The sequence below is a fragment of the Pseudomonas salmasensis genome (assembly GCF_014268375.2).
In the GTDB taxonomy this organism is placed as follows: domain Bacteria; phylum Pseudomonadota; class Gammaproteobacteria; order Pseudomonadales; family Pseudomonadaceae; genus Aquipseudomonas; species Aquipseudomonas salmasensis.
In genome coordinates this window covers 5,527,474-5,541,257 of record NZ_CP077083.1, presented here as the reverse complement: position 1 = coordinate 5,541,257, position 13,784 = coordinate 5,527,474, and the positions used below count along the sequence as shown (strand labels likewise).

10 protein-coding genes are annotated in these 13,784 nt (G+C 58.4%); 1 reads left to right on the top strand and 9 read right to left on the bottom strand.

Annotated features, from left to right (window positions below; translation table 11 throughout):
• Positions 1-77 precede the first annotated feature (77 nt).
• The 7 genes from lpdA to sdhC all read right to left on the bottom strand — a co-directional run bounded on the left by lpdA (position 78) and on the right by sdhC (position 9,201).
• Entirely contained in the window at positions 78-1,514 is a 1,437-nt protein-coding gene (gene lpdA / locus HU731_RS24960) for a dihydrolipoyl dehydrogenase (RefSeq protein WP_003190010.1), read from the bottom strand.
• A 99-nt stretch (positions 1,515-1,613) separates the two neighbouring features.
• Positions 1,614-2,834, bottom strand: a complete 1,221-nt coding sequence (gene odhB, locus HU731_RS24955) for a 2-oxoglutarate dehydrogenase complex dihydrolipoyllysine-residue succinyltransferase (RefSeq protein ID WP_003190009.1) — start codon at positions 2,832-2,834, stop codon at positions 1,614-1,616.
• A 44-nt stretch (positions 2,835-2,878) separates the two neighbouring features.
• Positions 2,879-5,710, bottom strand: coding sequence for a 2-oxoglutarate dehydrogenase E1 component (locus HU731_RS24950; RefSeq protein WP_034127191.1), 2,832 nt, complete (start codon positions 5,708-5,710; stop codon positions 2,879-2,881).
• 262 nt (positions 5,711-5,972) lie between these two features.
• Positions 5,973-6,677: a succinate dehydrogenase iron-sulfur subunit gene (locus tag HU731_RS24945; RefSeq protein WP_005786573.1), complete on the bottom strand. Its 705-nt coding sequence runs from the start codon at positions 6,675-6,677 to the stop codon at positions 5,973-5,975.
• An 11-nt stretch (positions 6,678-6,688) separates the two neighbouring features.
• Positions 6,689-8,461 (bottom strand): succinate dehydrogenase flavoprotein subunit, encoded by a 1,773-nt coding sequence (gene sdhA, locus HU731_RS24940; protein ID WP_186608062.1) that lies wholly within the window; start codon positions 8,459-8,461, stop codon positions 6,689-6,691.
• A gap of 3 nt (positions 8,462-8,464) precedes the next feature.
• Entirely contained in the window at positions 8,465-8,833 is a 369-nt protein-coding gene (gene sdhD, locus HU731_RS24935; RefSeq protein ID WP_003172805.1) for a succinate dehydrogenase, hydrophobic membrane anchor protein, read from the bottom strand.
• The gene (sdhC, locus tag HU731_RS24930; RefSeq protein WP_003190005.1) at positions 8,827-9,201 is read right to left on the bottom strand and encodes a succinate dehydrogenase, cytochrome b556 subunit; all 375 of its coding nucleotides are present in this window, start codon (positions 9,199-9,201) and stop codon (positions 8,827-8,829) included. Before sdhC ends, sdhD begins: the two co-directional genes overlap by 7 nt.
• Positions 9,202-9,566: 365 nt before the next feature.
• On the opposite strand from sdhC, the gene gltA reads away from it, so the two are divergent.
• The gene (gene gltA, locus HU731_RS24925; protein ID WP_014717728.1) at positions 9,567-10,856 is read left to right on the top strand and encodes a citrate synthase; all 1,290 of its coding nucleotides are present in this window, start codon (positions 9,567-9,569) and stop codon (positions 10,854-10,856) included.
• 758 nt (positions 10,857-11,614) lie between these two features.
• Here the strand turns inward: gltA and HU731_RS24920 are convergent.
• Together HU731_RS24920 and HU731_RS24915 are read right to left on the bottom strand one after the other, a co-directional pair.
• Positions 11,615-13,273, bottom strand: coding sequence for a cation acetate symporter (locus HU731_RS24920; RefSeq protein ID WP_186608063.1), 1,659 nt, complete (start codon positions 13,271-13,273; stop codon positions 11,615-11,617).
• Entirely contained in the window at positions 13,270-13,581 is a 312-nt protein-coding gene (locus HU731_RS24915) for a DUF485 domain-containing protein (RefSeq protein WP_003190001.1), read from the bottom strand. The genes HU731_RS24920 and HU731_RS24915 overlap by 4 nt, the downstream gene beginning before the upstream one ends.
• Positions 13,582-13,784 lie beyond the last annotated feature (203 nt).

Below are 13,784 nucleotides of genomic sequence, written 5' to 3'. Positions count from 1 at the left end.
CCAGCGGATATTCCGCGGTGAGTCTTGCGCGCAAGGCTCACGACGGGCAACTCCGCCGTGGTTTCTTATTATCTCGCTTAGCGCTTCTTGCGGTTGGCGATGTGGATGGCGCCGCCATTCACTGCCAACGCGGCTTCGTGCAACGCTTCGGACAGGGTCGGATGGGAGAAGACCATCATGCCCAGGTCCTCGGCACTGGTGCCGAATTCCATGCCGATTGCGCCTTGCTGAACCAGTTCTGCAGCGCTTGGGCCAATCACGTGGACGCCCAATACGCGGTCAGTCTTGGCATCAGCGATGACTTTGACAAAACCACCGGTGTCGTTAGCTGCCATGGCACGGCCAGAAGCGGCAAACGGGAAGGTGCCGACGTTAACTTCAACGCCTTCAGCTTTCAACTGCTGTTCGTTCTTGCCGACCCATGCAATTTCCGGGTGGGTGTAGATAACCGATGGGATCAGGTCGTAGTTCATCTGGGTCTTGTGACCCTTGATGCGCTCAACAACCATGATGCCCTCTTCGGAAGCCTTGTGGGCCAGCATCATGCCACGAACCACGTCGCCAATGGCATAGACGCCAGGCACGGTGGTGGCGCAATGATCGTCAACGTGGATGAAACCACGCTCGTCGATGTTCACGCCGCTGTCGGAAGCCAGCAGGTCGTTGGTCACTGGGCGGCGGCCCACGGCGACGATCAGCTTGTCGAAGGTGATGGTCTGCTCGCCGTCTTTATCGGTGTAGGTCACTACGACTTCTTCGCCGTTGACCTTGGAACCGGTAACACGGGCGCCGAGCTTGATGTCCAGACCTTGTTTGGTCAGGGTTTTCAGCGCTTCCTTGGACACCGCGGTGTCGGCAGCCAGCAGGAACGTGTCCAGGGCTTCCAGCACGGTGACTTCAGCGCCCAGACGCGACCATACCGAACCCAGCTCCAGACCGATCACGCCAGCGCCGATCACGCCCAGGCGCTTAGGTACGGCTTGGAATTCCAGGGCGCCGGTCGAATCAACGATCACGTTGTTATCAACAGGTGCAGGCGGAATGTCGATTGGACGCGAACCTGGGGCCAGGATCACGTTTTCGGCTTCGATGACTTCAACCGAACCGTCTGGCTTGGTGACTTCAACTTTCTTGCCGGCCAGCAGCTTGCCGTGGCCTTGAATCGAAGTCACGCCGTTGGCCTTGAACAAGGTGGCAACGCCGGAAGTCAGGCCTTTGACGATGTTGGCTTTACGGCCGACCATTGCTGGCACGTCCATGGTCACGCCAGCATGGTTGATGCCGTGGATCGCGAAGCCGTCTTGGGCTTCGTGGAATTTCCAGGAGCTGTCCAGCAGCGCCTTGGACGGAATGCAACCTACGTTCAGGCAAGTACCGCCCAGCGCCAGTTTGCCTTCCTTGTCGGTGTATTTTTCGATGCAAGCAGTGGAGAGGCCCAGTTGCGCAGCCTTGATGGCGGCAACATAGCCGCCAGGGCCTGCACCAATCACTACAACGTCAAATTTCTGTGTCATGAAAATAGATCCTCTATTTGCGACAAGCTTCTAGCCACACGTTGCAAGCCAAGCTGCTTTTTCCTACAGCTTGTAGCTCGCAACGTGCAACTGCTTCTATCAGATGTCCAGGAGCAGGCGAGCCGGGTCTTCCAGCAGGTTCTTGATGGTCACCAGGAACGTCACGGCTTCTTTACCGTCGATCAGGCGGTGATCGTAAGACAGTGCCAGGTACATCATTGGGCGGATCACGACCTGGCCGTTGATGGCCATCGGACGCTGGATGATGTTGTGCATGCCCAGGATCGCGGCTTGCGGTGGGTTGACGATCGGCGTCGACATCATCGAACCGAAGGTACCACCGTTGGTGATGGTGAAGGTACCACCGGTCATCTCGTCGATGGTCAGCTTGCCGTCACGGGCTTTCTTGCCGAAGCCAGCGATGCCGCCTTCGATTTCGGCCAGGCTCATCAACTCGGCGTTACGCAGCACTGGAACCACCAGGCCACGGTCGCTGGAGACGGCAACGCCGATATCCGAGTAGCCGTGGTAAACGATGTCGCCGCCGTCGATGGAAGCGTTGACGGCCGGGAAGCGCTTCAGCGCTTCGGTGGCCGCTTTCACGAAGAACGACATGAAGCCCAGGCGCACGCCGTTGTGGGACTTCTCGAACAGGTCCTTGTACTTCGAACGCAGGGCCATGACTTCGGTCATGTCGACTTCGTTGAACGTGGTCAGCATCGCCATGTTCGACTGTGCTTCAACCAGGCGCTTGGCCACGGTGGCACGTACGCGAGTCATCGGTACGCGCTTCTCGGTACGGTCGCCAGCAGCAAACACAGGCGCAGCGGCAGCAGGCGCTGCAGCCTTGGCAGGTGCGGCAGCCGGAGCGTTCTTCTTGGCTTCAACGGCGGCAACCACGTCTTCCTTGGTCACGCGGCCATCTTTGCCAGTGCCCTTGATGGAAGCCAGGTTGATGCCGTTTTCTTCAGCCAGTTGACGCGCAGCCGGTGCAGCGATTGGGTCTTCGCCACCCGCAGCCGGTGCAGCAGGGGCAGAAGCAGCCGGTGCAGCGGCGGCAGGAGCAGGCGCTGCAGCAGCGCTGCCCTCTTCGATCGAACCCAGTACCTGGTTCGACAGAACGGTAGCGCCCTCTTCAGCAACGATCGCGCCCAGCACGCCGTCAGCTTCGGCCAATACTTCCAGAACGACTTTGTCGGTCTCGATGTCGACGATCAGGTCGTCACGCTTGACGGCCTCGCCTGGTTTCTTGTGCCAGGTGGCAACGGTGCCATCGGCAACCGATTCCGGGAATGACGGGGCTTTGATTTCGATAGCCATTATCTGTAGGTCCTTAAAATTCGGTTTCAGTCAGCGCGAAGGCGTTAAACAGTGAAAGCATCTTGCAGCAGTTTTTCCTGCTGCTCGGCGTGCATCGACGCATAACCACAGGCAGGTGCAGCAGATGCATCACGACCGGCGTACTCAAGGACCAAGGCCTTGTTGTGGTTGCCGATGCTGCGACGCAGATGATGCTGGCTGCTGTACCAGGCGCCCTGGTTCATCGGTTCTTCCTGACACCACACCACGTTCGTGAGGTTGGTGTAAGGCGCGATGATCTCCATGAGGTCATCTTCCGGGAACGGATAAAGCTGCTCGATACGCACGATGGCGATGTCTTCGCGGCCTTCGGCACGGCGCTTTTCCAGCAGATCGTAGTAGACCTTGCCGCTGCACAGGATCAGGCGAGTGACCTTGGCGGCGTCCAGCGTGTCGATCTCTGGAATCACGGTCTGGAACGAACCTTGGGCCAGATCTTCCAGGGTCGAAACGGCCAGCTTGTGACGCAACAGCGACTTCGGCGTGAGCACCACCAGCGGCTTGCGCAGCGGACGGATCACCTGGCGACGCAGCAAGTGGTAGATCTGGGCCGGGGTCGTCGGCACGCACACCTGGATGTTGTGCTCGGCGCACAGTTGCAGGTAACGCTCCAGACGGGCCGAGGAGTGCTCCGGGCCCTGACCTTCATAACCGTGTGGCAGCAGCATGGTCAGACCGCACAGACGGCCCCACTTGTGCTCGCCGCTGGTGATGAACTGGTCGATCACCACCTGGGCACCGTTGGCGAAGTCGCCGAACTGGGCTTCCCAGATCACCAGCGCGTTTGGCGTGGTGGTCGAGTAACCGTATTCGAACGCCAGTACGGCTTCTTCGGACAGGAACGAATCGTACAGGTCGAAACGTGGCTGGCCTTCGTACAGGTTCTGCAACGGGATGTAGGTGCCCGCGTCTTTCTGGTTGTGCAATACAGCATGACGGTGCGAGAACGTACCGCGGCCGATGTCCTGGCCGGTCATGCGGATCGGGTGACCTTCGAACGCCAGGGTCGCGTACGCCATGGTTTCGGCGTAACCCCAGTTGATCGGCAGGCCGCCGGCTTGCATCTTCTGACGATCTTCGTAGATCTTCGCAACCTGGCGCTGTACGACGAAGCCTTCGGGAATTTCCAGCAGCTTGGCGGACAGTTCCTGCAACGTCTTCAAATCGAACGAGGTATCGTGACGTGCAGTCCAGGTGTGACCCAGGTAGGGGCGCCAGTCAACGAACAGCTCTTTGTTCGGTTCCTTGACCAGGCTTTTCACTACATGCAGGCCGTTGTCCAGCGCGTTGCGGTATTCATCGACTTTTGCCTGAACACGCGCATCGTCAACCACGCCGGCCTTGGTCAGGCTTTCGGCGTACAGCTCACGGGTGGTGCGCTGCTTGGTGATCTGCTGGTACATCAACGGCTGGGTGCCGCTTGGCTCGTCCGCTTCGTTGTGACCGCGACGGCGGTAGCAAACCAGGTCGATAACCACGTCACGCTTGAACTGCATGCGGTAATCGACAGCCAGTTGGGTCACGAACAGCACGGCTTCCGGATCATCGCCATTCACATGGAGGATCGGCGCCTGGATCATCTTGGCAACGTCGGTGGCGTACTCGGTGGAGCGCGCATCCAACGGGTTGCTGATGGTGAAACCCACCTGGTTGTTGATGACGATGTGAACGGTACCGCCGGTCTTGAAGCCGCGAGTCTGCGACATCTGGAACGTTTCCAGGACCACGCCTTGACCGGCGAATGCCGCGTCACCGTGGATGGAAATCGGCAGCACTTTCTCACCGGTGGCGTCGTTACGACGATCCTGGCGAGCACGTACCGAACCCTCGACCACTGGCGAAACGATTTCCAGGTGGGAGGGGTTGAATGCCATGGCCAGGTGAACTTCACCGCCGGTGGTCATCACGTTGGACGAGAAGCCCTGGTGGTATTTAACGTCACCGGAACCCAGCTCGACCTTCTTCTTGCCTTCGAACTCGTCGAACAGCTCGCGCGGGTTCTTGCCGAAGGTGTTGACCAACACGTTCAGGCGACCACGGTGAGCCATGCCGATCACGATTTCCTTGGTGCCATAGGAACCGGAACGCTGGATCAACTCGTCGAGCATCGGAATCAGGCTTTCGCCGCCTTCCAGGCCGAAACGCTTGGTGCCTGGGTATTTGGTGCCCAGGTATTTCTCGAGACCTTCGGCCGCGGTCACGCGCTCCAGCAAGTGGCCGCGTACATCGGCGGACAATACCGGACGGCCACGCACGCCTTCCAGGCGGTGCTGGAACCACTGGCGCTGCTCGGAATCGGTGATGTGCGTGAATTCAGCGCCGATGGTGCGGCAATATGTCTGCTGCAACGCTTCGTGAATTTCGCGTAGGCTCGCTTCCTCTTTGCCGATGAACAGGTCGCCGGCACGGAAGGTCGTATCAAGATCGGCATTGGTCAAGCCGTAATGATTGATCGACAGGTCTGCAGGTGCAGGACGCTGCCACAGCCCCAGCGGGTCAAGCTGGGCTGCCTGGTGGCCACGCATACGGTAGGCCTGGATCAGTCGCAGTACTTCAACTTGCTTCTTCTCATGCTCACTGCTCACGCTGCCGGCGGAAACCGGTTGGGCGCGGCGCTGGTTCTTTGCCAGCAGCACGAACTGATCGCGAATTGTTGCGTGCGATACATCGGTGGCAGCGTTGCCGTCTGAAGACAACGTCTGAAATTTGGTGCGCCATTCTTCTGGCACAGCGTTAGGGTCGTGCAGGTAGAGCTCATAAAGCTCTTCCACATAGGCAGCGTTACCACCTGAAAGATAGCCGCTGTTCCACATGCGCTGCATCACGCTTTCTTGCATGCTTGGTCACCCTCGATTTGGGGACACCACCGGCGAAAACACCGAGTTTGCTTGCAAAAGGCCAAGTGCAGCGACCAAAACAAGCCACTTAGGATCACGCTGATAGTTCGGGTACCAACCCGAATGCCCCTGCTTGTCTCATTTCTTCAAAATAAGAGCCGCGGCTTTGTAAGTCGCTGCTCAAGTTAAAACTACGGCGCCGGTTGAAGCCTGCGCCGCAGCATTTACGGGCACAACGGTCCTGCTTTTACTACAACGTCAGTTACACGCCGCTGTGCAGCAGCATGTTACGGATGTGACCAATGGCCTTAGTCGGGTTCAGGCCTTTAGGACATACGTTGACGCAGTTCATGATCCCGCGGCAGCGGAATACGCTGAACGGGTCATCCAGCGAAGCCAGACGCTCGGACGTCTTGGTATCACGGCTGTCTGCCAGGAAGCGGTAGGCTTGCAGCAGGGCAGCTGGACCCAGGAACTTGTCCGGGTTCCACCAGAAGGAAGGGCAGGATGTCGAGCAGCAAGCGCACAGGATGCACTCGTACAGGCCATCGAGCTTTTCACGTTCTTCCGGGGACTGCAGACGCTCGATGGCCGGAGCCGGCGTGTCGTTCTGCAGGAACGGCTTAACTTTCTCGTATTGCTTGTAGAAGATGCTCATATCGACGACCAGGTCACGGATAACCGGCAAACCTGGCAATGGACGAACGATCAGCTTGTTGCCTTTAACCACGGCGGACAGCGGCGTGATGCACGCCAGGCCGTTTTTGCCGTTGATGTTCATGCCGTCGGAACCGCACACACCTTCACGGCAAGAGCGACGATAGGAGAAACCTTCGTCCTGCTCTTTGATCAGTGCCAATACATCCAGCACCATCAGGTCTTTACCGCCGGTATCGACCTGGAATTCCTGCATGAACGGCGCAGCGTCCTGATCAGGGTTGTAGCGATAAACACTGACTTTCAACATGGCAGCCACCCTTAGTAAGTCCGAATCTTCGGTTCAAACGTCGGCACCGTCTTCGGCGAGAAGTTCACGGCACGCTTGGTTACGCGCTTGTCACCCGGGAAGTACAGGGTGTGGCACAACCAGTTTTCGTCGTCGCGATCTTCAAAGTCTTCACGAGCGTGAGCACCACGGGATTCTTTACGAACCTCGGCGGCGATCGCAGTCGCTTCAGCCACTTCCAGCAGGTTTTGCAGCTCAAGGGCTTCGATACGAGCGGTGTTGAACGCCTGGCTCTTATCGTTGATCTTGACGTTGGCGATACGCTTGCGCAGGTCAGCCAGCTGGGCAATACCCTTCTGCATGTATTCGCCGGTACGGAACACACCGAAGTAGTTCTGCATGCAGCTTTGCAGCTCGCGACGCAGGGTTGCTACGTCTTCGCCATCCGTGCGCTCGTTCAGAGCGTTCAGGCGCGCCAGGGCAGCTTCGATGTTGGCGTCGGTGGCGTCATCGTATTCGATGCCGTCGGTCAGCGCCTTTTCCAGGTGCAGGCCGGCCGCGCGACCGAATACCACCAGGTCGAGCAGCGAGTTGCCGCCCAGGCGGTTGGCACCGTGAACCGATACGCAAGCCACTTCACCTACCGCGAACAGACCATGGATGATCTCGTCCTGGCCGTCGGCGTTCTGGGTGATTGCCTGGCCATGAATGTTGGTCGGCACGCCGCCCATCATATAGTGGCAAGTTGGAACCACCGGAACCGGAGCAACTACCGGGTCCACGTGAGCAAAGGTCTTGGACAGCTCGCAGATACCAGGCAGGCGGCTGTGCAGCACTTCTTCGCCCAGGTGATCGAGCTTGAGCAGTACGTGGTCGCCATTCGGGCCACAGCCGTTACCGGCGATGATCTCTTTAACCATCGAACGAGCCACAACGTCACGGCCAGCCAAGTCTTTGGCGTTCGGAGCATAACGCTCCATGAAACGCTCGCCGTGCTTGTTGATCAGGTAACCACCTTCACCACGGCAACCTTCGGTCACCAGTACACCGGCGCCGGCGATGCCGGTCGGGTGGAACTGCCACATTTCGATGTCTTGTACCGGTACGCCAGCACGCAGGGCCATGCCGACGCCGTCACCGGTGTTGATCAGGGCGTTGGTGGTCGACGCGTAGATACGACCTGCACCACCGGTCGCCAGCACAGTGGCCTTGGCGCGGATGTAGGTGGTTTCACCGGTTTCGATGCAGATGGCGATCACACCGACGAACTCGCCCTGGGCGTTCTTGACCAGGTCAACTGCGTAGTACTCGTTCAGGAACGTGGTACCGGCTTTCAGGTTGCCTTGGTAAAGGGTGTGCAGCAGCGCGTGACCGGTACGGTCGGACGCAGCGCAGGTACGGGCAGCCTGCCCGCCTTTACCGTAATCCTTGGACTGGCCGCCGAATGGACGCTGGTAGATACGGCCTTGTTCGGTACGGGAGAACGGCAGGCCCATGTGGTCCAGCTCGAACACCGCGGCCGGGCCTTCCTGACACATGTATTCGATAGCGTCCTGGTCACCGATATAGTCGGAACCCTTGACGGTATCGTACATGTGCCAGCGCCAGTCATCGTTCGGGTCGGCGGAGGCGATGGCGCAGGTGATGCCACCCTGGGCCGATACGGTGTGAGATCGCGTCGGGAACACCTTGGTGATCACGGCAGTCTTGTGACCGCCCTGGGCCAGCTGCAGCGCAGCGCGCATGCCAGCACCGCCGCCACCAATAATGATGGCGTCGAATGAAATAGTTGGAATGTTAGCCATGAATCAGATACCCCAAAGAATCTGCACACCCCAGACGAAGTAAGCGAACATCGCGACGCCGCATACTGCCTGGAAGAGGAAACGTACTGCAGTCGCGGACTTGCCCAGCGCCATCGGCGTCAGGTAGTCAGTCGCGATGGTCCACATGCCAACCCAGGCGTGAGCGCCCAGGGCTACAAGGGCCAGCAGACTGAAGATTCGCATCGCATTGTGGGAAAACAGGCCGTGCCATTGCTCATAGCCGATGCCCGGGTTTGCGACGAGGTATCCGATCAGGAAAATGAAATAAGCCGCGAGAACGACCGCAGACACACGCTGTGCCATCCAGTCATAGAGGCCCGAACGCGACAGATTCGTTACGCTGGTTACCATATCCAAACTCCTGCCAGAACGATCAGCACCACGGAAATGGCGATGATGATTTTCGAGCCCAGGCGGCCGCCTTCCAGCGTCTCACCGATGCCCATGTCCATGATCAAGTGGCGCACACCGGCTACCAGGTGATACAGAAGAGAGGACAGGAGGCCCCATGCTACGAACTTGGCCAGCGGGCTGGTCAAGCATGCCTTCACCTCGGCGTATCCTTCCTCGGAACCCAGGGATTTGCTCAATGCATAAAGCATGATGCCCAAGCCCAGGAACAGGATGATGCCGGAAACACGGTGCAGGAACGACGTAACGCCGGTGATGGGGAGTTTGATGGTCCTTAGGTCTAGGTTTACAGGTCGTTGGCTATTCACGGCTTTTTTTCACACTGAAGAGCCCCTAACAATCAGGGCAAAGTTGTTGGGGAGTGCGACTGGTCAGGTAAGCACCACCCAGGGAGTGCGACCCCCAATGAAAGCAAGCCCAAAAGCCCTTGGCGGTCGGTGGCCGAGTATAGACAGTTAGGTTACTAATGACAACGCGCACACCTCACCCTAATAGCTGATTGCGCTGGCGGGATAAAAGGCGTAAATGGCAGGCAATTTCGACGAAAAAGTACGGTTAAAGCCTTCTGGCGCAAGACTTTAGGCAAATTGACATCTGGATTTATATCAATATAGTGGTGCGGGCCCTGCGTGGGGGGTCTGTCTGATGATTTGAAGCATAAATAGGAGGCCACATGGCTGACAAAAAAGCGCAGTTGATCATCGAGGGCGCAGCCCCCGTCGAGCTGCCCATTTTAACCGGCACCGTTGGTCCCGATGTTATCGACGTACGGGGCCTGACGGCCACGGGCCGTTTTACTTTCGACCCAGGCTTCATGTCGACCGCTTCCTGCGAGTCGAAGATCACCTATATCGATGGTGATAATGGCATTCTGCTTCATCGCGGCTACCCGATCGAGCAACTGGCTGAAAAGTCGGACTACCTGGAAACCTGCTACCTGCTGCTAAATGGCGAATTGCCAACAGCCGAGCAGAAAGCCCAGTTCGTCAGCACCGTGAAGAACCACACCATGGTTCACGAGCAGTTGAAGACCTTCTTCAACGGCTTCCGTCGCGACGCCCACCCGATGGCCGTCATGTGCGGTGTAGTAGGCGCCCTGTCGGCCTTCTATCACGACTCCCTGGACATCAATAACCCGCAGCATCGCGAAATTTCCGCGATCCGCCTGGTTGCCAAGATGCCGACCCTGGCCGCAATGGTTTACAAGTACTCCATGGGCCAACCCATGATGTACCCGCGCAACGACCTCACGTACGCGGAAAACTTCCTGCACATGATGTTCAACACCCCGTGCGAGATCAAACCGATCAGCCCGGTGCTCGCCAAGGCCATGGACCGGATCTTCATCCTCCATGCCGACCACGAGCAGAACGCTTCCACCTCTACCGTGCGCCTGGCGGGTTCTTCGGGTGCCAACCCGTTCGCCTGTATTGCCGCCGGTATCGCTGCACTGTGGGGCCCTGCCCACGGCGGTGCGAACGAAGCCGTATTGACCATGCTCGATGAAATCGGCGATGTGTCCAACATCGACACCTTCATCGCCAAGGCCAAGGACAAGAACGATCCGTTCAAGTTGATGGGCTTCGGTCACCGGGTCTACAAGAACCGCGACCCGCGCGCTACCGTCATGAAGCAGACCTGCGACGAAGTGTTGAAGGAACTGGGCATCAAGAACGATCCGCAACTCGAACTGGCCATGCGCCTGGAAGAGATCGCCCTGACCGACCCGTACTTCATCGAACGCTCGCTGTACCCGAACGTCGACTTCTACTCGGGGATCATCCTCAAGGCGATCGGCATTCCAACCAGCATGTTCACCGTGATCTTCGCCCTGGCGCGGACCGTGGGCTGGATCTCCCACTGGAAAGAAATGCTCTCCAGCCCGTACAAGATTGGCCGCCCGCGCCAGCTGTACACCGGCTACGAGTCGCGTGACATCACCAAGCTGGAAGATCGCAAGTAAGCACCTGATTGCTTGTTTGTACTGAGAACGGCCTCCCTTAGTGGAGGCCGTTTTTGTTTGTGTGGCCTGATCTACCGCCATCGCAGGCAAGCCAGCTCCCACAGTTGACCGGGTTTACACAGTCGGGCTTGCCCGCGATGAGCATAGTTATCTACACAACGTTGGTGCGACGCTGACCCTGTGGCGAGGGAGCTTGCTCCCGCGACGGCCTGACAGCCGACACCTATTTACCTGACGCCCCACGACCCAACTGTGGGAGCGGGCTTGCTCGCGAAGGCGGCATGGCAGTCAACACGGTTGGATTGTGTGCATATCCATTGCTGCGGTAACGGCCACTTAGGGTTCCGCCCTGACGGCGGCTCACTTTTGAAAAGCGCAAAAGTAAGCAAAACGCTCTTGCCCCACCACTCGGCACCTCGCTTGGGCTCGGTGTGCCCGTAATCCGCCAGTGATTTGGGGGGCCGCCGCCACGCGCCATCCATGGCGCGGGGCGGCTAAACCGGCATCCCTGCCGGTTTACCCCCCAAATCCCTGTCGAATTCCGGCCAGCGTGGTTTGACGGGGCGCCTAAGATCAAAAGCAGATCAAGAGCAAGATCAAGAGCGACTCGCTTCGCATCGTGGTTACCGGAGGCTGCTGCGAACTACACAGTTGTGTAGATACCTATGCCGCGATGAGGCTAGCCTTGGCAACAAAAAACCCAGGCAAAAAAAATACCCCAGCCTTACGACCGGGGTATCTCTTATGCAGCTGACAACTTAGTGATTAACCGCCCCGCTCGCCCCCAGGCCAGTCTGCGAACGCACAAACTGTGGGAAGTACAGCGCACGCTCTTTCTCTGCCGCCGCCGACTTGTCGGTGATGGAGAAGAACCAGATGCCGACGAACGCAATGATCATCGAGAACAGCGCAGGGTACTCGTACGGGAAGATCGCTTTCTCATTGTGCAGGATCGAGACCCAGATGGTCGGGCCGAGGATCATCAGGCCCACGGCGCTGATCAAGCCCAGCCAGCCGCCAATCATGGCGCCACGGGTGGTGAGGTTTTTCCAGTACATGGAAAGCAGCAGCACCGGGAAGTTACAGCTGGCAGCGATGGAGAACGCCAGGCCGACCATGAACGCAATGTTCTGGCTTTCGAACAGGATACCCAGGCCGATGGCCAATACCCCCAAGGCTACGGTGGTGATCTTCGATACGCGAATCTCATCTTTCTCGTTGGCCTTGCCTTTCTTGATCACGCTGGCATACAGGTCATGGGACACCGCCGAAGCACCCGCCAGGGTCAAGCCGGCAACCACCGCCAGGATGGTGGCAAACGCCACGGCCGAGATGAAGCCCAGGAAGATACTGCCACCCACCGCGTTGGCCAGGTGCACCGCCGCCATGTTGTTGCCACCGAGCAAGGCGCCCGCTGCGTCCTTGAACGCCGGGTTGGTGCTGACCAACAGGATCGCGCCGAAGCCAATGATGAAGGTCAGGATATAGAAGTAGCCGATGAAGCCGGTTGCGTACAGCACGCTCTTACGCGCTTCCTTGGCGTCGCTCACCGTGAAGAAGCGCATCAGGATGTGCGGCAGGCCAGCAGTACCGAACATCAGTGCCAGGCCCAGGGAGAATGCCGAGATCGGGTCTTTCACCAGGCCGCCAGGGCTCATGATCGCTTCACCTTTGGGGTGAACCTTGATCGCCTCGGAGAACAGCATGTTGAAGTCGAAGTTGACGTGCTTCATCACCATCAGCGCCATGAACGAGGCACCGGACAGCAACAGCACCGCCTTGATGATCTGCACCCAGGTGGTCGCCAGCATGCCGCCGAACAGCACGTACATGCACATCAGGATACCCACCAGGATCACCGCCACATGGTAATCAAGGCCAAACAGCAGCTGGATCAGCTTGCCCGCGCCGACCATCTGCGCGATCAGGTAGAACGCCACCACCACCAGCGAGCCACAGGCCGACAGGCTGCGGATCTGGGTTTGCCCCAGGCGATAGGACGCCACGTCGGCAAAGGTGTATTTGCCCAGGTTACGCAGGCGCTCGGCGATCAGGAACAGAATGATCGGCCAGCCCACGAGGAAGCCGATCGAGTAGATCAAGCCGTCGTAGCCGGAGGTGAACACCAGCGCGGAAATCCCCAGGAAGGACGCCGCCGACATGTAGTCACCGGCAATTGCCAGGCCGTTCTGGAAACCGGTGATCTTGCCGCCGGCCGCATAGTAGTCCGCCGCCGATTTGTTGCGCTTGGACGCCCAGTAGGTGATGCACAGGGTGGCGCCGACAAACGCGACGAACATCACAATGGCCGAGACGTTCAGCGGTTGCTTGTGCACTTCACCGGTCAATGCGTCCGCCGCCCAAACGGCCGGAGCCAACAGCGAAGCGCCGAATAGAGCCAATAGACGCCGGATCATTGCGCAGCCTCCTTGAGAATCGCATTGTTCAGGTCGTCAAATTCGCCGTTGGCCCGACGCACGTAGATGCCGGTGAGAATGAAGGCCGACACAATCAGCCCGACGCCCAGGGGAATGCCCCAGGTAATTGAGGAACCGGGGCTGATCTTGGCCCCCAGTACTTGTGGCCCGTAGGCAATCAACAGGATGAAAGCGGAGTAAAGCCCTAGCATGATCGCCGAGAGAATCCAGGCGAACCTTTCCCTTTTCCTGACCAGCTCCTTGAAACGCGGGCTGTTTTGAATCGAGAGGTAAATGCTGTCGTTCATTGTTTTTATCCTCGCAGCACAGCTTTTTATTATTTTGGAACGTATCCACTGTATGCGGCTGCGCAATGGGTTCCAGACGACCTTAGTAGTAGATCGAGCTTAGCGAGGATTTTGGGTGTGCTACGACATTTTGGCGGGGAACGAAACAAATGTGGGAGGGGCAAACCCCAATGCCAGTGTAGGAGCGAGCTTGCTCGCGAAAA